General features: G+C 36.7%; 14 protein-coding genes. 8 read left to right on the top strand and 6 right to left on the bottom strand.

Going from position 1 to position 20593, the window contains the following annotated elements:
• Positions 1 to 122: 122 nt before the first annotated feature.
• On the top strand, positions 123 to 1715 hold the full coding sequence (locus AsAng_RS19700; RefSeq protein ID WP_264788813.1) for a dipeptidase: 1593 nt from the start codon (positions 123 to 125) through the stop codon (positions 1713 to 1715).
• 82 nt (positions 1716 to 1797) lie between these two features.
• Here the strand turns inward: AsAng_RS19700 and AsAng_RS19695 are convergent, their stop codons facing one another.
• From AsAng_RS19695 to AsAng_RS19685, 3 genes are all read right to left on the bottom strand, one after another.
• Positions 1798 to 3396, bottom strand: a complete 1599-nt coding sequence (locus tag AsAng_RS19695; RefSeq protein WP_264788812.1) for a type IV pili methyl-accepting chemotaxis transducer N-terminal domain-containing protein — start codon at positions 3394 to 3396, stop codon at positions 1798 to 1800.
• A gap of 130 nt (positions 3397 to 3526) precedes the next feature.
• Complete coding sequence (locus tag AsAng_RS19690) at positions 3527 to 4321, bottom strand: hypothetical protein (RefSeq protein WP_264788811.1); 795 nt, start codon at positions 4319 to 4321, stop codon at positions 3527 to 3529.
• 90 nt (positions 4322 to 4411) lie between these two features.
• Positions 4412 to 5623 carry a DUF819 family protein gene (locus AsAng_RS19685; RefSeq protein WP_264788810.1) on the bottom strand — a complete coding sequence of 404 codons (1212 nt, stop codon included), beginning with the start codon at positions 5621 to 5623 and terminating at the stop codon, positions 4412 to 4414.
• 161 nt (positions 5624 to 5784) lie between these two features.
• On the opposite strand from AsAng_RS19685, the gene AsAng_RS19680 reads away from it, so the two are divergent.
• The 6 genes from AsAng_RS19680 to AsAng_RS19655 all read left to right on the top strand — a co-directional run bounded on the left by AsAng_RS19680 (position 5785) and on the right by AsAng_RS19655 (position 10223).
• Entirely contained in the window at positions 5785 to 6216 is a 432-nt protein-coding gene (locus tag AsAng_RS19680) for a 5' nucleotidase, NT5C type (RefSeq protein ID WP_264788809.1), read from the top strand.
• A 146-nt stretch (positions 6217 to 6362) separates the two neighbouring features.
• Positions 6363 to 7067 (top strand): DUF998 domain-containing protein, encoded by a 705-nt coding sequence (locus tag AsAng_RS19675; RefSeq protein ID WP_264788807.1) that lies wholly within the window; start codon positions 6363 to 6365, stop codon positions 7065 to 7067.
• Between the two features lie 8 nt (positions 7068 to 7075).
• Positions 7076 to 7480 (top strand): hypothetical protein, encoded by a 405-nt coding sequence (locus tag AsAng_RS19670; protein ID WP_264788806.1) that lies wholly within the window; start codon positions 7076 to 7078, stop codon positions 7478 to 7480.
• A 117-nt stretch (positions 7481 to 7597) separates the two neighbouring features.
• Complete coding sequence (locus AsAng_RS19665) at positions 7598 to 8548, top strand: cation diffusion facilitator family transporter (RefSeq protein WP_264788805.1); 951 nt, start codon at positions 7598 to 7600, stop codon at positions 8546 to 8548.
• Positions 8549 to 8573: 25 nt separating this feature from the next.
• On the top strand, positions 8574 to 9398 hold the full coding sequence (locus AsAng_RS19660; RefSeq protein WP_264788804.1) for an Omp28-related outer membrane protein: 825 nt from the start codon (positions 8574 to 8576) through the stop codon (positions 9396 to 9398).
• A 3-nt stretch (positions 9399 to 9401) separates the two neighbouring features.
• Positions 9402 to 10223: an Omp28 family outer membrane lipoprotein gene (locus tag AsAng_RS19655; RefSeq protein WP_264788803.1), complete on the top strand. Its 822-nt coding sequence runs from the start codon at positions 9402 to 9404 to the stop codon at positions 10221 to 10223.
• 70 nt (positions 10224 to 10293) lie between these two features.
• On the opposite strand, the gene AsAng_RS19650 is transcribed toward AsAng_RS19655, so the two are convergent.
• From AsAng_RS19650 to AsAng_RS19640, 3 genes are all read right to left on the bottom strand, one after another.
• Complete coding sequence (locus AsAng_RS19650; protein ID WP_264788802.1) at positions 10294 to 11076, bottom strand: enoyl-CoA hydratase/isomerase family protein; 783 nt, start codon at positions 11074 to 11076, stop codon at positions 10294 to 10296.
• Between the two features lie 274 nt (positions 11077 to 11350).
• Positions 11351 to 16411 (bottom strand): putative type IX secretion system sortase PorU2, encoded by a 5061-nt coding sequence (gene porU2, locus AsAng_RS19645; protein WP_264788801.1) that lies wholly within the window; start codon positions 16409 to 16411, stop codon positions 11351 to 11353.
• Positions 16412 to 16590: 179 nt separating this feature from the next.
• Positions 16591 to 17736: a putative type IX sorting system protein PorV2 gene (locus AsAng_RS19640; protein WP_264788800.1), complete on the bottom strand. Its 1146-nt coding sequence runs from the start codon at positions 17734 to 17736 to the stop codon at positions 16591 to 16593.
• An 838-nt stretch (positions 17737 to 18574) separates the two neighbouring features.
• Between AsAng_RS19640 and dnaG the strand changes: the two genes are divergently transcribed.
• Complete coding sequence (dnaG, locus tag AsAng_RS19635) at positions 18575 to 20593, top strand: DNA primase (protein ID WP_264788799.1); 2019 nt, start codon at positions 18575 to 18577, stop codon at positions 20591 to 20593.

Raw genomic sequence — 20593 nt, 5'->3', positions numbered from 1 at the left:
ATGCTGGCATTTTCTTATTCATTGGTGGCTATACTAGGTTGGGTAATGAAACGGAATAGCTGTCAAATGAACATCAGTGAATTATTATTTTAAATAACACAATTGTTAAATATCCTTTGAGGATGAAGAACTCTATCATTATTGTATTCGGTATGTTTTGTTTTATCTCTGTCCTACCATCTGTGTGGGGACAAGGAGAAAATAAAACCTTTATTGATCTCCATGTTAATACCAGCAAAAAACCATTTAACTCTCGTTCTATTGGGCTAAAATACGGGTTGTGGGAACCCATGTATCATGAATGTGGTACGGAAGAAGAGCGCTCTAAAACAGTTATGCAAAACATTGGCGAAATAGTGCCTAAACAGTCGCAATCTCATCTAGAAGCTTTGGTAAAAGGGAATACGAGGATTGCTTGTTTAAACTTATCTCCAATAGAGCAGCAGTTTATAGGCACCAATAGCGCTTTGACCGATAAAAATAAAAAGAAGACCATCTCTTGCGTTTCTGGTGTCAATGCCAATCAATTATTTTTGAGACGTAAGGAGATCGACTACTTCAAAGATTTAGTAGAGAACATCAATTTTATTGAACGTTTTGAGAATAAGCCTTATATGATTAATGGCTTTGAGTATAATTTTTCTCTCATTCGCAATCAAAAAGAGCTGGAAGAAATAGAAAAAGACAACAATAGGGTTGGAATGGTGTTGACCGTAGAAGGGGGACACTCCTTGGGGCATTCTATTTATATTAATGACGGAATTACAGGATTAGAGGAATACAAAGCCTTAATTTTAGAAAATGTAGATCGTCTTAAGGGATCTCGTCCTTTGATTGATGGTTCAGATATTTATTTGGATATTCCTATTCTTTGGATTTCGCTCTGCAAAAGTTATAAAAACGGTTTTGGAGGAAATGCTAACTCCCTAAATAAAGCGCAGCAAGGCATCTATGCAAAGCCCGAAGGGCTTAATGCTAAAGAAACCTCGTTAGGGGTTGATGTTATAGAACGGTTGATTTCTAAAGACAAAGGTCGTCGAATTTTAATTGATATTAAGCATATGAGTTTGGATTTTAGAACTCGATATTATAAGACAATTGAGCGTTCCGAAATTTTGGGCGATGGTATTCCTGTTATTTGTAGCCACTGTGGAATTAGTGGTTTGTCTAAGCGGAATGCCTTGTACAAAAAACGAGATGAAGATTCGAAGAACAACAACTATTATCTAAATCATTGGCAACAGAATTTGTCTTCTGAGGATATTGGCAAAATTTTCCTTTCTAAAGGCTTGATTGGGATTACATTGGATAAAACAGTATTGGGAGGACAAACTGCATTGACTCAAATCAATGAAACATTGCCCAATACCGTACAAAAAAGAAAAGCTTGCATCAAATTGCTAATGGCAAATATATTAACGGTAATTAGAACAATTAACGATGCTTCGGCTTGGGATCACGTTGCAATTGGTTCTGATTTTGACGAGATGGCTGAGCCCTTAGATGCTTATCAAACGTCTGAAGACTTGCCACAGTTGGCCGTTGATATTCAACGATTCTTGGAACGCCCTGAGGCTATTAATGACTTGTTTTCCGAAGAAGACATTCGAGAATTAATGTTTGATTTGACACCAACTGAAATTACGGGAAAAATTATGAGTCTAAATGCCTATAATTTTATCAGCCGTCACATTTCCAACGTAAATAAAGAATAGGAAGGTAAAAACTAGTTGGAAATTTGAAAAAGACTGGTATTCTTTGGATTTCAAATTTCCAACTAACATGACTTTGTGGCTATTATTCTTTTTCCATGAACAACGTATCCATATGTTTTTCGTACAAGGTATTAAGGCGATCCAATTGAGTAAATAGAGTAGAACAAAGTTCTAGTACATTTGTAATGTCTTCTTTTTGGGTCGAATGGCAATACTGTTCAATTTTATCCCATTTTCTTTGGCTTACCTTTAGCTCTGTATTGATTTCTGGCGTATTAATTGACGAGCTGCTCATCATTTTAAAATTAGCTTTGTAGTCTGTAATTGTGTTTTGCATGCGCTGTTTCGATAAGTGCATGTCAATCGATAAGGAGTTCATAATAAAATAAATAGCAATTCTCTGAGCATAAGCTCGTTGCATTCCAGCTAAACGCATTTGATGAGCGATGTTTTCTTTTTTGTTAATGAGTTCGCCATCTTCGTTGACAAAAAAAGCTTTATAATCTGGAATAGTTTGCGCATAGCGTTCAATTTCTTGTGCAACTTGATCACAAGCAGCCATCATAACATGCCCTTTTTCCAATACTTTCATCACCGTTAGCTCATCCATTTTATTCCAAGTGGTTACTAAGTTTCTGTAGTTCTTCCACATGGTTTTTACAACACCCACGGCAGCTTTTAAATCCTCTGTCGCATTAGACGAGCGAGTCATAGATTTCATTTGTTCTTCAAACAAATCAATACAAGCCAATAATTCACGCTTGTGCTTGGCAATAGAATAGCCATAGGTCATTGCAACATAAGACTTAGCGATGCGTTGTGTGAGCATATTTTGATAGGCAGATACATTAATTGATTTGCTGATTGAAAGTTTGACCCCTAGATCTTCGTACAACGTAGAAATTTGATCTGCGTTTTGAGACAAGCCATCTGCTAAGTGCATCATTTGATCAATTTGTTCAGCATTATTTTTGAAATTACCCAAAAATCCAAACAACTCAGACCAGTCTTTTTTCATTTCAACCAACTGCTTTTTTATAGGATGAGAATTGATTTCTGCGTTTTCTAAAGAGCTTAGTGTCTTTTGATAGTTCTCAATGGCATGATCTAATTTGTGTTGAGACGAAACAGCATCAATATCCTGCTTAACGGCCAAGTGAAAGAGTATGACACGTTGTGTTAACATTCGCTGTAGACCTGTTGATTTCATCAATTCTATAATCGTCAACATCTCATCTGTACTAAAATATTCTTTGTGTATTTCTCTTGCATATTCTTCATAAGATAAAAAGAGCTGATGGGAGGCAAACAACATCTCATCACATAGTTTGAGTAATTTGATAGCACCTTCCTCGTTGATGGACCAATCTGCCACTGCCTTATAATCTTTCCACAGCACACGAACATGCTTTAGGGCTGCTTTAATTTTGTCCGTTGGGGTATACATCTTCAACTCATCTAATTGGCTTTGAAACAATTCAATCGCAGCGTCTCGTTCTTGGTAAAATTTAGGCTCATAAAGATTATTATTAAGTGCTAAATATACTTTGGCAATTCTTTGGGTTAAAGCTTGTTGACGAACGGTTTTATTGATTGCTTCTCGGATTGTAAGCCCTTCTGCTGCAAAGAGTTTACTGCTTGTAATTAGGGATAGGAATAGAATTAGTATTCTAAGATACATGTTAAATAATTGAATTAATAAAATAATTGATAAGGACTGTAGATGGGGAAACTGGAAATAAAAAACGTACAATGATAAGTAATAATATTAAAAAAATAATATTATTGAATTGAAAATTTTTATTGTCCACTTACTGAGAATTAGAGGGGTCTTCTTCTTCTAATTGATTGATAATCATTTTGATTTGGATTCGGAGCTTTTCTTCTGTTTGCTGATCAGAAGGGTGGTCATATTGCTTATTTAGAGCGATATATTGACGGAGACATTCTTCCTGATGGGCTAGTTCTTCACTAATATCTTGAATGAGCATTTCATTGTAGATTGCTTTAGTTTCTAGCTGATTGTCTTCATTGAGTTGAGATAATTTATGGTGATGCTGTGTTATTTTTTTTACTTGATTGCTCTGTGTTTTTACCCCTAATATTCGATTGAGATTTTCTTGATGCGACTCAATTAATTTTTCAAAAAGTTCTTGTTGAGTAAGGACTAATTGAATGTGATTATTGTATTTCTGGGCAATATTTTTTGTATTTTCTAATACTTCTTGAGCAATATCTTTGGCTAAGTCTTTTTGATAATAGAAATGCCGTTCCTGCGTATTGGGGTTGTAATATTCAAAAAAAAGTGGCTTATTGCTAACGGCAACATGAGACTTTTTGCCAACATCTTGTAATAGGTCTAACTGATTTTTGCAAATCTCATCAATTTGCTTTTTACAAGCCAAAAGATTGCGCTCACAATCATAAATAGCATCCCGTAATTTTTTTTCTAATGGCACGGTCTGATCTAGTTGATTGGTCGATTCCTCCTCTTGCGAAGCAATAGCGTGATGGCGAGCAACTTCTCTTCTTGTTAGCCAAATGCCACCAACCAACGAAAGAATGGTTCCAACTATTAGTCCTATTATTCCACTAAAAAAGTCCATAACTATTTTATTTTTTAATTTACCTCAAAAGCGCTAATTGGCATAAGGATTTTTATTGCTAACAAAGTAGTATCGTACTTTTACGAATCATCAAAAATAATACCCAATGATATTCGTAACTAAAATGCCTAGATAGGTTCCAATAATCAAGCCTAATACCCCCAATGCCATGCCAGGAGCCAACATTTCTTTATTTTTGATGGCACTGCATACTTGCCCAATAAATGGAGGACCAAAAACACAGGCGGTGGATGTTATGATGAAGGTATCGGTGTCTATTTTAAACCAAATCCCCAATATGAGGTGTAGGATTAATAGGCTAATGACTAAGATGGCATTAAACGATAAATAAGTGATGCCGACATCTGCTAACTTAGTGAAATCTGCCATGAATCCTACTGCTAAGGCAAAAATTAGCAAAAGGTATTGGGCAAATTCATAAACTCCTTTAAGGCCTTGTATCTTAGGATGAAAAGACAATAAAATACTACTCGTAGATAAAACAATCATTAGTAGCATTTCATTAATGCCACCATTAGGAGTAGCAAATAGAAGCCCTAATCCTACCGAAACGCCAATGCAAATAAATGAAAAAATAAGTGATTTGAATATTGGCAAAATCGTTTCATTGGTTAACAATTTTGTCGATGATTTAGTTTCGTCTTGCAATGAATCTGATAAGATGGGTTCCTTGTTCAATGGACTGTAATTGTTAGTCTGTGACAAACGGGAAGGGGATAGAAATAGGCTATAAAAGGGCTTGGCAATGGAGGTTAGAAAAATAAAATAAAGCCCTGAACAGAATAGATCGGTTGTATTTAGGATAACAAATAGCTCATTAGGAGCCTTAATAGCATAACTAATGGCAACCATATTGGGGGTGCCTCCTGTATAAACGCCAACCAAACAACCTGCTGTTTCGCTTAAATACTCTAAGTTAGGAAAACAATAGATCGTAAATAGTGTTGCTATTAATACGGCTAGAATACATAAACCAAATGAAATTAAAAATTTGGGAGCATAACGGATAGAAGCGCTGATATTGCTTGTCATCAGTAACATTGGGATTGCCACCAATACAGAGGCTGCGGTACTGGTTTCGGCGATAGAAAAAGCAAGTTCTTGATGCAACGTATTGGGCATCCACCACGATTGCGTATTTCCGATAAGAACACCTACACCAAAACAAACAACAACATCACTCAATAGGTTGCTTAGTTGAATAGAATTAGCAATTTTTCGCAAATAAAGTGGAAGAAAAATAAATAAAAGTATAAGGGATAAAGGAAGTAACAGTTGCATTGATCTTAAATTTTAATTAATAATACAGATAATTCTAATCAAAAGCCTATTTTTAGAAACTTAAATTTTAAATAGCATTGGGGGAGAAAAGGATAAAGGTATATTGCTCTTTATGCTAGACCTATTATTGTATGCAGCAATAGTCTGCTAAAAATAACTATATGAAGAAACGCATCTACATAGACATGGACAATACGCTTTGTGATTTTCAATCCAAATCAAATGAAATGAAAGAACAGAGCAATGGAACGCTACTTTATCCTCAATCTCAATACGGTTTTTTTACCAGCCTAAAACCCTTGCCAGACGCCTTAACTGCTTATCAAAAACTGGAGCAACATTTTGAAGTCTATATTCTTACTGCTCCTTCTTATAGAAATCCACTTTGTTACACCGAAAAAAGGGTATGGGTAGAGCAGCACCTTGGTTTGGAAAGAACCAAAAATCTAATTATTTGTAAGCGAAAAGGGTTGTTAAAAGGTGACTTTTTGATTGATGATCACCTATATCCCGAATTTGAAGGAGAGCAATTGTTGTTTGGTACTGCTCCTTTTGAAACTTGGAAAAAAGTATTGGATTATATGCTGGGGTAATTTAGTTTTGGGTTGCAATATTGGGCTATAGAAAGTTGCAAAATGGCGTTTTTTTTGTTATATTATTAGGTTCTTCCTTGGAGTGAAAATTCTCATTCTAAAAAAGAATAGTCTCCTATTGATAAAAGAAAATAACAACCTAAATTATGAAAAAAATAGCCCCTTATGCAGGCATAACAACCTGTCTTATCTTGTATAGTGTCATACTTATTGCTGCCATTCCTTACCAGGGACAACAGGGAGAAGCCTACTCCATTTTTAATCACTTTATCTCTGAATTGGGCAGCACTCGGTTTTCGATCAATCATTTTATTTATAACAATGGAATTATTATTTCCTCTCTAGGTTTTGCCATTTTTACGTTGGGCTTGGCGACTTATTCTGCTTCAAAGACCAATAAAATTGCGGTTGTAATGGGAGTGTGTTCTTCTGTCCTATGCGTAGGGGTTGGTCTAGTTCCCGAAGATCATAGAATTCCTCATTTGGTCTTGGCCGTTAGCTTTTTTTCATTGATGGCATTGTCTACCACTTTATTTTCTTGGAGCATTTGGAAAGAAAACAACCACCCTTTCCCCCGACATACTGCTATCCATGGCTTTTTAATACCCTTTGTATTTGTTTTATTTATGAGTATGCCCAAAGAATTAATGGCTGTTAAGAGAGAAGCTGGTCCTCTTTTTGACCGTCCAGAAATTTGGTGGCTGCCTTTTTTAGAATGGATGATTTTTTTGACATTAACTTCTTGGATTTTAGTGGTTTCTGTTAAAATGCTTCAGTTTCAAAAAATAGAAAAGGAGCGCCAAGAAGTTGCTTTTTCATTCGGAGAGTTGCCTGTTTCAAATGAACAATAGCATTAAGAATGGAACACCATAATATTTTAGATCAAGAAGAACTTAAGGTTAAGCTTGATTATAGTGATAGATCCATTCGATTTTTAGCTTATAATTTAGGCATATTGTGCATTGCATTGCTAATGGCTCTATTGGTAAATTATTTAGAGATATGGATGGGGGGGAAGCTGTTAATGGTTGGAATCCCTTTGATTGCCGTATTAATAGGGGCATGTATTGGTTTTTGGAATGGGATACAAAGCATTCGTTTTAGAGAAAGTGGTATATTGAGATCTTGTATAGGAGGGCTTGGAAATGCTACTTTGTTAATTGTTCTATTCTTAATGTTTTATGCGTTTTTTGCCATACAGAAAATGGATCAGCCCGTTGTTGAACCGCTAGAGCAGGCTATAAATCCACTTCTTGAATCTTAGGGAGTAGAATAAAGAATCGAACAAAAGCCCTAAAAATAGCTCAAATGCCATATGAATAAATGATCATATTTGGAATATTAATTTGTATTTTTACTTTAACCAACATTATTACTTAGTATGGGACATAACCATGACCACCAACATCATGAACTTCGAATTGCAGATGTAAATAAGGCATTAATTTTTGGTATTATACTCAATATAATCTTTGTTCTATTAGAAGTAATTGCTGGATTGAGATATGATTCGCTTGCTTTGTTGTCAGATGCTGGGCATAATTTCAGTGATGTAATTGCTTTAGTTTTGGCATTGGTTGCCTTTAAATTACTGGCAATCGCCCCAAATCTTAATTATACTTACGGTTACCGAAAAACAACTATTTTGGCAGCGTTGATCAATGCTCTTTTATTATTGACTGCTGTAGGAGTGATTTTGTGGGAAAGTATAGATCGTTGGCTCAATCCCGTTGTTATAAATGGCTCAGTCACCGCTATGATTGCTAGTTTTGGCATTGTGATCAATGGTTTTACCGCTTGGCTTTTTGTAAAAGACAAAGACAAAGACTTGAATATCAAAGGGGCTTATTTGCATATGTTAGCCGATACATTGGTTTCTATAGGAGTGGTAATTAGTGGGCTTGTTATTTGGTGGACGGACTGGTATTGGGTGGATACAGTGATGAGTTGGGTCATTGTTGCTATGATTATGTTATCTACTTGGAGCCTGTTTAAAGATAGTATTCGTTTAATTCTAGACGGGGTGCCTAAGGAAATTAACTTAGCATCAATTCGCCAAAAAATATTAGAAATGGATGGAATTGTTTCTATGCACCATATTCATGTTTGGGCACTTAGTACAGCAGAAAATGCAATGACAGCACATTTAGTTATTCAACAAGCTTGTACGTTTGAGGATGCCGCAGTATTAAAGTCTAAAATAAAACACCTTTTGGAACATGAAAATATTAAGCATGTTACTTTAGAAATAGAAAAAAAAGATGAAACATGTTCTGCTACAGCATGTACTATTGTTAGCGAGCAAGAAGACCATCATCATCATGAACATTAGTGTACTACTATAAAACATAAACATTATGAATAAAATCAAAGCAGTATTGACGTTAGCGATTGGTAGTTTTATCGCTTTAGGATGTGAGGAGATTCCTCCTGAAATTACTCCTTGTCAAACCAATAGAGTTGTTCTTGTAGAAGAATTTACGGGGATTAAGTGTGTCAACTGTCCCATTGGAACCGAAAAATTAGAGGTTCTTTCTGGTCAAAACCCAGGTAAGATTATTGTAGTTGGTATCCATGCTGGTTTCTTTGCTAAGGAGTACAATGGTTTTGATTTAAAATGCCCAGATGGAGAAAGCTTAGAGTCTTCGTATTTGGGACCTGTTTCAGGCTATCCTTCTGCAAGTATCAATCGAAAAGTTTTTGAAGGAGAAAGTGATGTAATTACTGATTTGGCAGAATGGGCAGGTTATATTGGTGCTGAAATTTGCAATCGACCCATTGCTGATTTATCAGTGACAACTACTTATGATGATGCAACTAGAAAAGCATCGGTTACTGTAGATATGACTCCTAGTAGCTTTTTTACAGATGCAATTGATGAGGATTTGGCGGTATCTGTTATGATAACAGAAAATAATATTGTTGGTTATCAAGTAACGCCAAATGGAGCGGATCCTGCTTATGTACATAAACATGTGCTTAGGGATGTAATAACGGATAGTTATACGGGAGATGTTTTGATTACAAAAGGAAATGTGCTGAGTGCGCAACAAAAGGTAATTACAGATTATGAAATTCCTGCGGGATGGGATGCTGATAATTGTTATGTTGTTGCTTTTGTACACTATAAAGGGGATGGTAATAAAGAAGTTATTCAAGCTGTAGAAGCTCACCTAAAATAAAAAATGATGCATAGACTTAATTATGTATTTGCAACCATTATAGCTTGTTTTTTAGCCATAAGCTGTTGCCCAGAAAAACCGCCAACCATTGTTCCTTGCCAAACCGATCGAGTTGTTTTGGTGGAGGAGTTTACAGGAATGAAATGCGTAAATTGCCCTTCAGGGCATCGGAAAATAAAAGAATTGCAACAAACCTATCCCAATAAAATAGTGCCTGTTGCAATTCATTCTCACTGGCCAGTTTATTCGGCACCTCAGAATGGATATGATTTTCGAACAGCAGATGGGGAAATAATAGAGAAAGATATGAAGGCTTCTAATCTCCCTAGCGCAATGGTGAATCGAAAATATTTTGAAGAATCTGGAGTTTATGCACTTGAAGGCTTTACCAATTGGGCAGGTTCGATTGCAGCAGAACTCTGTTTGCCACCAGATGCTACGATTCAATTGAATCCAACTTATGATGACAATAATCGTAAAGTTACCGTAACAGTAGATGTTGCACCAACCAATGCGGTTAGAATGAAGGAAAGAGTTGGTTTGACGGTTTTAATTACAGAGAGTCACATTATTGCTCCGCAAGAAGGGCTATCAGGATGGGACTATAATTATGAGCACAATCATGTATTAAGAGATGTTATTACTGATACTTGGGGAACTAAAATTCAAGAAAAGGGCGAAACACTCACACCACATCAGGAAGTGTTAACGTATACCTTACCAACGGATTGGAATCCTGATAATTGCCATCTAGTAGCGTTTGTACATTACCAAGGAGATGAACGTTATGTGTTACAAGCCGCAGAAGCAGATTTGGTGCCTTAAGGTTGGGATGTGCAATAAAAAAAGCCGCTTTTTTCATCAGAAAAAAGCGGCTTTTTGGTAAGGAAAAGAATTATTTTCCTTGAAAAACAGCTTTGCGTTTTTCTAAGAAAGCCGCAGCTCCCTCTTTAAAATCTTCTGTTTTGACAGTTTGTGCAAATTGCAATACTTCCTGCTTAAAACCATCATGCTCCTTGTCAAAATAAGCATTAACGGTCGCAATTGTTTTGCTGATGGCAAGAGGTGCCTTTTTGGCAATTTTTTTCAAAATTTCGATGGCTTTTTCAATTTCTTCGCCATGAGGTACCACATGATTAGCGAGTCCCCAATCCAAGGCTTTTTGTGCATCAATCATATCTGCTGTCATCAAGAGTTCTAATGCTCTGCCTTTGCCTATATATTGGATCAATCGTTGTGTTCCTCCATAGCCAGGGATTAAACCCAAGTTAACCTCAGGTTGCCCAAACAATGCTTTGTCACTGGCTACACGAATATGACAAGCCATTGCCAATTCGCATCCACCTCCCAAAGCATAGCCACCAACAGCAGCAATAACAGGGACATGAAAGCGTTCTATACTAAAGAAAATGTCATGACCATTTTGAGCCATGTCTAAGCCGCCCTGAGCATCTAAACCATTAAATTCTGTAATATCAGCTCCAGCTACAAATGCCTTTTCACCTGCACCAGTCAAAACGACTCCTCGCAAGCCTTCAAGGTTTAAGGCGTCTTTCTCAAACAATTGACGTAAGTCGCTTAATGTTTGCTTATTAAGGGCATTTAGTGCCTTAGGGCGATTGATGGTAACAACTAAAATACCATCCTTATACGTTGTTAAAAGATTTTTATATTCCATTGGTATGTGCTTTTGATTTTATTATTACGACAAAGATAGTATTTTTAACGTATTATTGGAATAATAAAAAAGAGCTGCAAATCTTGCAGCTCTCTAAACGTTAAGTCTTATTGTTGTTAATAAACAAAGAACTAGCTCATGATCCTAGTGAGTAACTAAGTCCAGCGCTCATGACTGTAGGGAACAATGAGCATGAACGCAGTAAACGAGCAGCTTAGTGAATGAACATAGTGAACCGAGCCCTGCGAGCTCATAAGCAAAGCGCACTAACTAATTAGCGCATAAGATACATTTTGCCAAATCCTTGTCTAAACATATAATCGGTTCGATTGCTATAAATATCATAATCGGCACCATCTCGTTTGGTAATTACTCGATAAAGATAAACCCCGTTGGCAAGCTGGTCACCATATTCATCTTTTCCATCCCAAGCATACTCTGTACGGTTGATTCCAATTCGTAAAGTACCCAATTCTTCCTGCATAATTTCTCGCACTACTTTGCCCGTAACCGTTAAAATTTGAATTTTCATATAATCGGGTAATTCTCTTCCCGTTAAGGTAAATACAAATTGTGTAGAGGTCGAGAAAGGGTTGGGGTAATTGAGCATATTAGAAATAGAGGGCTTATTAATTACCTCAAAATCTACACTATAACTCAAGTTTCCAGAGTTGTTGCCAGAACGGTCAGCCGCACTTACAAATAAGGTATAAATTCCATCTGCTTGCAAATCAGGGTGAATAACGATTCTTGCTTTATTTTCTATATTTAACTTGCTAGGATCAGCAGGATAAAATTGCATATCCGTGGTACTTGGAGATAAAAACATCTCTCCATTTGGAAGGCTAGGATGTCTTAGAATAATACTAAAATCCTCTAAGTTTTCTAATCCTAAATAGGGGTTTTCATCTGCCAAAGTAATAACAATTTCAGGCGTACCCGAAACAATATCTTTGTTCATAATATGAATCCCATCAAAGGTAACATCTAAAACAGGATTGATAACATCTTGCTGAAGTTTAAAGGCTGCTAAGCCTATGTTGTTAAAATGATATTGCTCTGGTTGATCGCCATTGGGATTAATTTCAACCAATAATTGATGATTGCTGCCTTGCAAGCTGAGGGTCGGAAAACTAACATCAGCATGTAGCGTATCTCCTGTACGTAACGAATCTAGACGTGCATATTTTACCAGACCACTTCCTATAATTTCAAATTTCACCAACATACTATCCATATCAAGTGGGCTAATGTTTTCCATAGCAATACTCAATTTGATTTCCCGACCTTGTTGTATGCAACTACTATCTAAGGTCACAAACAATTCTGGTCTAAGTGCTGCCTCTGGAACCATATCGGCGATTACCCTCCAATAATCCAATTGGGCAGAAGTTCGATTAATAGAATCTAAGGTATTCCAAACCAATTCTAAATAAGGATATTGGTTGGGATCTATACTCGTCAGCGATTCCACTAGGTTGGTGGTAGGGCCAATCAATCTAGTTCGTACATTCTGATTGGCATCCAAACCAAAGACCTCTACACTAACTCGATCATTGGTTAAATTACTGTGTTGCCAATGCATTGACCCCCAATAGTTGGCAGGACCAATAATAGTAGACGTTTGCGCTCCTTGAAACCAATTTTCTTGTAAAAGTCCTGAAATGGTAAGCACATCATTTACATGAGCTCCCAACATAGAACTTTTGTGAACATAAGAGCTGTCTCCTTTCTTAAAGAACGTTCCCCAAGGAGGAGAACTAGTAGGGGTAGAATTAGCCACCCAATCGTCAATATACCAAGCCCCCTCATCTTTAAAGGCATTAATTAATGAACTATTCCATGCAATAGGCAGTGGATTATTGAGCGTATAAACCAATACGTAATAATCATTGGGAATTACATTACTAATAAAATTCTCCAGAGAATCACGACCTGCTGCGGTATTGGTCTCAAACAAAAAGGTAGGAGAAATTCGCCCTGCTGCATCGCAATTTATCGCTCCATATTGATTGCTAAAGCCAGGTATTTTCCAAAAATTTAACGTTCCAGGTTCTATAACAGAAACATAAATACCATTTTTGTTGGGGCATCTACATTTGTCTAATTTAGACCCATTAAAATAAAGCGCAACATTTTCGGGATGCATAACAGAAGGGGTTTGAGCGGTTGTGGCAGAAACCTCTTGGATAGAATTAATAAACTTAAATTGTCGATCAGGTTCTTCTATATAGATATTGGTATGATCGTCTTTTAGATATTGGAAAAAATGGGATTGATTCCATCCTGGATAACTTCCATTGATGTAAATAAAGGAGCTATTGGACCAAGTATAACCAACACTTGGATTCGTAGAATCAATGCTTACTCGCCAATAATAAACAACACTGTCCAAATAACTCATACTAGGGGTCCATTCTACTAAACCACCTACCTGAGAAATTGTTGTTTGTTCTAAAAGAGGGCTATTAAAATAAGCTGTTGTATCAATTTGAATGGCATAAGTTTGGGGCAAAGCAAATGCATTTCCTGTTGATGCCTTAAGTGTAATTGGAGCGTTGGGGACAATTGCAAATTCATAGGGATAAACGGGAACAATAGCATCTGATAATATGGCAACACAATATTGAATTACTTCGTTGTTGTTTTCTGCCGCAGGGTTCGGTTGCTCATCAATGTCATTGTCAGCATCGATATAAATGTTAAATTTATTGATTCCTAATGCTTCACTATTTCCAACAGGAACGGGAATCGTAATATTAGATCTAAAAAGGGGCGCTGAAACTTGTTGAGAGGTAACAAAAGCACTAGTTCCATTCGGAAAAATTCTTTCTACTCGAATGTTGAATACCGTATCAATGGCTTTTCCAATATTATAAACATCTAGCTCCAAATTGAAGGTATTCATTTGGACGGTTACAATATCGGGAGAATGACTAACCAAACTATTGTCAATATAATAGTCGGGATGTGTTGCAGTGGACACCTGATAGGCAGGATCTCCGTGATAGGTCATATAATGACAAGCCATTTGATTGGTTGTGGTATAGTTACTGGCATTTTCTAATGCACGAATGGCAGATTTTGCAGATTTTGCAGCTCCTTCATTGTAATGCGTATTACCAATTCCTGTGTAAAAATGCTGTGCAAATTGATTTAATGCTTCTAAAGCAGCAGCACTAGAAGAGGCTAAGAATACACCTGCCCCAGCCTGAGGTTCAAAGATAAAGTCCTCACTAATTAGGGGCGTTTGAGCAAACATGGTTCCCCCATAGCAACCTAGTGCCATAATAAGGGGGTATTTTTTATAGTTGCTATAGTTTTGAGGGTGGTCTAGGTTAAAATCAAAACTATTAGCGGATGAATGCCCAAAGAATGTAATCATAGACACGCCCGAATTGATCAAGGAGTCAAGGTACGAAGATTGGGCTGCTTGTATAGGGTTGGTAGATGATTTAAAAAACGACTGTACATAGCCCCCATAAAGAGGAGCTTCTATCGTATTTTTCATCGTATTGAGGTGATAGCGAATTATATTTTGCTCGTTACTATTTTTTCCTCCCCCTAGGTGAAGCAAATTTTTTGTCCATCCTCTATCTGCGATGGTTTGAGGGGCTGCTCGTTCTGCTTCTACATCTTTTATTTTTTGCAGATAGGCACTTACTTGATCGCCTGTACTTGCCGATAGCCGCCCAACAGCAATGGCTGGTTCATCACTTTGAATTGATGCAACTAAAACATGATCGGAAGGAGGGTAACCAAATGTTGGCAGCAGTAAATTGGCTTTATTGGTACGAATGTCTGCATAGATTCTCCCTTTTCCGATTAGGTACAAATACTCTGGATCAATCCAGTTTTGTTTAATGTAATGTGCAAAATGGCGAATCGCTAAGGGGTGAGTTGAGATTCCGTAAGCAAACTGATCGTACAATTCGTTAATAGAAACTTCTAGGGTTTGATAACTTCCTCCTGCTACAGATTGTCGATAAGCACGGTAGTCAAAAATAGGATCGGCTCCTAATGAGTTACTTTTTAGACTAGGATGGGTAACGATCACATAATTAATTGGGGTAAAAATAGAAGAAGAAAAATTTCTAAAAGTAATGGTTTCTACTGCTAAAACATTGGTATAGCTATTGCTATTTCCTTCATTAATAAGTACCAACTCTCTATCCTGAGAAGAGGGCGTTAAATCCGTTAATAATCGTGTATTAGCAGCATCATAAAAACATTGGATGCGTGTTTTATTGGTCAAATCATACAAGTAAAATTTATTTTGCCCTGCATTCGTATTGTCAATATTATTGAGCTCTATATACTTTCTATTATTGTGGGCTGCAATAGAGAACGGAAAAATATAGTTTCCATCAAAATTAAATAACCTAGGATAGGTAAGCTCTGCATAGGCAATAAAATATTTGTCAGATCCATTCGCAGTACCTTGGGCGGTGAGATCTGTGCCTCCTGTTTGGATGATAGAAGCTGGTAAGCTAGCTGAAAATTTATCCACTTTCCACGCATTAAATGAATGGGTTGCATAGACTGTACCTCCTGATTTGATATTTAAAACGTGGGCATGATCGCCAGCTGTAAAGGCCTTGATAGAGCCTGTTGCATTGGGACCGCTATTGTAAGGATGTTCCGATGGAACGGTGGTGCTTCTTGAAATTGCAAGCGAAGAACCAAACCCTTCTCCATATTCAAAAGTTGATTTACTAAGGCGTTCTGTTGAGACTTGCCAAGTAAGTCCTTCGTTCCAACTACTAGAATATACTACTCGATTTGTGTGCATGAAGTATTGTTCTTTGGCAGGAAGGTTAGACAAATTAGCTCCAACAGTGGTGTAATGCTCTGTAGAAGGAGTATTGTCCCAAGTTAAAAAATAAGCTGAGGTGTCGGTATAAAGACTATAAGCTTCATTAAAATGGTGACTTGCTTCATTGTAACAATTGACATCAAAATCTCCTCTATTTTTTTCTCCATAAAACTGAACATAGCTTAGGACACCACCAGAGCTTTCTACTTGGATTGGTATCTCTTTTCCTTGATGAAAAACTTGTATCCCTGCAACATTAAGACTGCTTAGATTGGCTCCTGCTTGTTGTAATACAGCGGCACTGACTCGATACATGCCATCTTGTGTAACCTTGATCTTATAGTATTTTTTGCCAGGGCTATAGTCAATCCACTCATTGCCAAAGAGTCCATTGTGACCCTGAGCGAATAAAGAAGTTGAAAGGGAGCCCCAAAAGGATAGCGAACAAATAATGAGGCCTATTTGCCAGTATTTGTAATGGTTATAGAGGCGGTTTAAGTTGTCAAATTCTAATTTCATAATAATAGCTATTTAAATAAAAATGGATTAGGGGAGATAGGGAACCATCTTTACAATCAATGTTAGGGTAGGGTAATTGATAGTTAGGAGAACCTCAATAAAAAATAGGTTCTCAAGGTACTAGCGTTGTTGTACTAGTACTTTGAGAACCCAAAAATTAGAGGTTTTGTTTTAAAGGACTATTCTTCATCTTTTAATGCGTTCTTAATGTATTTAAAACTAATGTCTATTTTGACAGAGACAATATGCGATAAAATAGCACCTTGTGTATTGTCTAAAATAGCACCACCTGCATTTAGCCCTAGCGCATAATCAACATAAAATTTATAGATTCTGAACCCTAAGCCAAAATTAGGCTGGACAGCCCATTTTTTATTGTCAGAAATATCTTTGAATTGCTGAATGTTATTAATACCTCCTCTTAAAAAGACTAAGTTGTTATAATGCAATTCAAGTCCTAGAGCAGGATCAAAACTAATTGGGTCGGCACTAATCAATACATTTCTTTGACCATCAGTTGTCATATTAAAATCTAACTCTGCCGTTAAGCCAATGTATTTTTGTTTTTTGCCTTCTTTGGGTTTGCCGACTTTAAAATCTTTGCTGTAAGCAACACCTAAACCAATTGTTGGGCGGGTAATTTCCATTGATTTGACGGGAATATCATTGCCTGTAATATCAAGCACTTGTTTTTCTTCATCTGTAAAATCAAATGACCAAGCATTAAACGTGGTTGAAATATCTTTTAACATCAAACCAAAGTGCCAATCTCCACGCTTGTACTGTGCCCCAAGATCAATTCCAAAGCCCCAAGAAGTGGCAAAAGGACCAATTTTTCGATGGACAACTTTGGGCGTTACCCCAAAAGATAAACCAATAGAGTCAAAACGTTTGGCATAATGTAACATAAAGGCATAATCTGCTGCATTAAAGGTCGTTACATTGTTATAATTAATGGTGCCATCTTTTTCGTAAAGCGAAAGCGTATTAGGAATATTGTCTACCCCAAAACGAATGAATGTAAAGCCGAGGTGATGTGCTTTGTCCATAATAGGAGCAGCAAAACCAACATAGTCATAGCGTCCAATACTTGCAAACCATTCATTGTGCATGGCGGCTAATTGAAGATCGGATTCGATTCCAACTAATCCAGCGGGGTTCCAAAAGCCAGCTGTCGCATCGTTAACGTGGGCTAATTGTGCCCCTGCCATTGCTTGAGCACGAGCTCCAACACCAATAGATAAAAATTCATTACTGTATTTTTGGGCATGTAGAGAAGAAATTACGGAAAATATGACCGTAGCCATTAAGAATAATCGTAGCATCAATTAGCTGTTTAGTTATAAAGTATAATTAAATAAAAAGCATTCGTTCATTGAGCGTTGATGGTAAACACCATACCTTACAATTGGCAATTGTATCTGTATTTATTTTTTATGTAAGAATCAATGAACAATTATGATAACATACTTTGTGAGTATTCGCTTGATTACCAAGGGGGAGATTTAGGAAAACCCAATAATAAATTTACACAAAGTAATGCATCAAATATAAACATTTGTAAGGCTTATATTCAACTGCAAATGAGAATAACAAAACTACAAAGTTTTGTTTGATTCACCTACTATAAGAAATTATAAAAGAATAATAGCCGTGTAAAATTTAGATCATAGATTGATGCTTAAGAGGATGGTAAGCGTGTAAATGTGGTATTAGGCTTTAAATGGTATTTATTAATTATCTTTTCCGTATACCCTTATATCGATATAGACAAGTAATATGCTGCTTTGGTTGGAATGTTTTAGCATTTATTACCGTCTGCTGATTGTTTTACTATAAAATGTTCTTTGATAAAGAACGGCTGTTGTGATAAGGAGAGGAGTTATTGCGTGGGCTTTTTAGAGAGGGGCAAACCATTTAGAGGCAGTAAGGCAAAGGATAGCTTAGTGCATAAAAAAAAGTCCCGCCCCTTAAAAAAGAAGCGAGACCCACACTATAAGAACACCCAATTAAAACCTTTATATTTTTTGTTTAATTATTTTCAATTTTTATGCCAAAGTGCCTTCTGAGCTGCTAATCAAGCTAAATTTGGCAAAAAAGGTTGCTTTTCACTATTCTAAAGCATTTTTTGTATCTTTGAATAAGATCTGCAAATCTTAGTATATGATAACACAAAAAACAATCCAAACTATATTTGAAACTGTTAAAGTTGAAGATGTAGTTGGCGATTTTGTCAAATTAACACGTCGAGGAGTTAATTATATTGGTCTCTGTCCTTTTCATAATGAGAAAACGCCTTCTTTTACGGTTTCTCCTGCAAAAAACATTTATAAGTGTTTTGGTTGTGGGGAGGGGGGCAATGCTGTTAACTTTATTATGGATTTGGAGCAATTGTCCTATCCTGAGGCTTTGCGGAGTCTGGCCAAAAAATATAACATTCCAATCGAAGAAGATGAGTTGACCGCAGAGCAGACAGCGCAGCTTCAACTTTCGGATAGTTTATATGTTGTGAATCAATTTGCAAAAGAGCATTTCCAAAATCAACTATTTAATACAGATTATGGAAAAAGTGTTGGACTGAGTTATTTTAAACAACGTGGGTTTAGAGAAGAAACCATCAAAAAATTTGGTTTGGGCTTTGCCAATGGAGGAGCTAATGATTTGTTGCAACAAGGTCTCCACAAAGGTTATGAAGAAGCGGTACTTGAAAAAGCAGGTTTAACAAAAAATAAACGAGACTTTTTTAGGAATCGAGTCCAATTTCCCATACACAATGTCTCTGGAAAAGTAATTGGCTTTGGAGGGCGAATTTTGACTAGCAATAAGAAAGCCCCTAAATATCTAAATACACCAGAATCTGATATTTATAACAAGCGAAAAACGCTCTATGGAATTTATTTTGCCCGTAAGGCCATTGTAAAGATGAATGAGTGTTATATGGTAGAGGGCTATACCGACGTTATTTCTTTGCATCAAGCTGGTATTGAGAATATTGTCGCTTCTTCTGGAACTTCTCTAACTGCTGATCAAGTACGTTTAGTCAAGCGTTATGCGCCTAATATGACGATTCTATACGATGGGGATAAGGCGGGGATTAAGGCAGCTTTGAGAGGCTTGGATATTGTGATTGAACAAGATATGAATGTCAAGGTAGTGTTATTGCCTGAGGGAGAAGACCCTGATTCTTATCTTAAAAAGGTGGGGACAACAGCATTTAAGGAGTTTATCGATCGAGAGGCAAATGACTTTATTTTGTTTAAAAGCAACTTATTGTTAAAGGATGCAGAGCATGATCCAATCAAAAAGTCAGAGGTGATAAAGGATATTGTTGGTTCTATTGCTAAAATACCAGATGCCCTCAAACGTTCTGTTTATGTCAAAGAGTGCGCTCAGTTAATGGAAATGAGCGAACAATTGTTGCATACAGAAATCAATAAAAGAATCCAATCTAAAGCAAAAAAAGACTACCAACAAGAGCAACGAAAACAGGTGGCTCAGAAAAAAAGAGCTTCTTCTTCGGAGTTTTTTGATCCTTATGCAGATATGCCTCCAGAAGAAGGAATGGAGGCGGTACCAGATTATCCCCAATCCCAACCTAAAACCAATGCAACGGGTGAACTTGCACCTAGAAAAAAAGCAAATGAAGAATTTCAAGAGCTGGATATCGTTCGTATTCTGATTAATTTTGGCGATCGAAAATTGGATGAAAATACTTCTGTTGCAGAATTTATTTTGTTGGATATGTTGGATATGATTGAGGAGTTTGATCATGCAACTTGCACTAAGGTTGTACACGAATACTTAACCAAGTTACAAGCCAATGAAACCGTCTCAACAAGCTATTTTACCAATCATCAAGATCCTGCAGTTGCAAAGTTAGCGGTTGATCTTGTCGCTAGTATGCAGGAACATGGTTTCTCAGAAGGTTGGGAGCGACTTAATGTCTTTTTGAATACACAAGAGTTGCCAGAAATTAACCATGTTGCAGATGCTAAGAGTAGTATTTTAAGGTTTAAGTTTAAAAAAATAGAGCGGCTAATTCGAAAAAATCAATTGTCGTTAAAGGAAGCTCAAGTGGCTAAAAACGATACGGATATGCTGATTTGTCTAAAGGTCAACCAAAAGTTACTAGACATTAAGAAAGATTTAGCAAAACAGATGAATACAGTGGTTTTGCGATAG

It is taken from the genome of Aureispira anguillae (assembly GCF_026000115.1).
In the GTDB taxonomy this organism is placed as follows: Bacteria; Bacteroidota; Bacteroidia; order Chitinophagales; family Saprospiraceae; genus Aureispira; species Aureispira anguillae.
Note: the sequence above shows the minus strand (reverse complement) of the source record. Positions and strands in the feature narration are given on the sequence as shown.

What these genes read in the sequence shown, in the direction of transcription:
- AsAng_RS19695 (WP_264788812.1), bottom strand. Translation starts at nt 3,396, where the DNA reads ATGTATCTTAGAATACTAATTCTATTCCTATCCCTAATTACAAGCAGT.
- dnaG (WP_264788799.1), top strand. Translation starts at nt 18,575, where the DNA reads ATGATAACACAAAAAACAATCCAAACTATATTTGAAACTGTTAAAGTT.
- AsAng_RS19675 (WP_264788807.1), top strand. Translation starts at nt 6,363, where the DNA reads ATGAAAAAAATAGCCCCTTATGCAGGCATAACAACCTGTCTTATCTTG.
- AsAng_RS19655 (WP_264788803.1), top strand. Translation starts at nt 9,402, where the DNA reads ATGATGCATAGACTTAATTATGTATTTGCAACCATTATAGCTTGTTTT.
- AsAng_RS19700 (WP_264788813.1), top strand. Translation starts at nt 123, where the DNA reads ATGAAGAACTCTATCATTATTGTATTCGGTATGTTTTGTTTTATCTCT.
- AsAng_RS19685 (WP_264788810.1), bottom strand. Translation starts at nt 5,623, where the DNA reads ATGCAACTGTTACTTCCTTTATCCCTTATACTTTTATTTATTTTTCTT.
- AsAng_RS19660 (WP_264788804.1), top strand. Translation starts at nt 8,574, where the DNA reads ATGAATAAAATCAAAGCAGTATTGACGTTAGCGATTGGTAGTTTTATC.
- AsAng_RS19665 (WP_264788805.1), top strand. Translation starts at nt 7,598, where the DNA reads ATGGGACATAACCATGACCACCAACATCATGAACTTCGAATTGCAGAT.
- porU2 (WP_264788801.1), bottom strand. Translation starts at nt 16,411, where the DNA reads ATGAAATTAGAATTTGACAACTTAAACCGCCTCTATAACCATTACAAA.
- AsAng_RS19670 (WP_264788806.1), top strand. Translation starts at nt 7,076, where the DNA reads ATGGAACACCATAATATTTTAGATCAAGAAGAACTTAAGGTTAAGCTT.
- AsAng_RS19690 (WP_264788811.1), bottom strand. Translation starts at nt 4,321, where the DNA reads ATGGACTTTTTTAGTGGAATAATAGGACTAATAGTTGGAACCATTCTT.
- AsAng_RS19680 (WP_264788809.1), top strand. Translation starts at nt 5,785, where the DNA reads ATGAAGAAACGCATCTACATAGACATGGACAATACGCTTTGTGATTTT.
- AsAng_RS19640 (WP_264788800.1), bottom strand. Translation starts at nt 17,736, where the DNA reads ATGCTACGATTATTCTTAATGGCTACGGTCATATTTTCCGTAATTTCT.
- AsAng_RS19650 (WP_264788802.1), bottom strand. Translation starts at nt 11,076, where the DNA reads ATGGAATATAAAAATCTTTTAACAACGTATAAGGATGGTATTTTAGTT.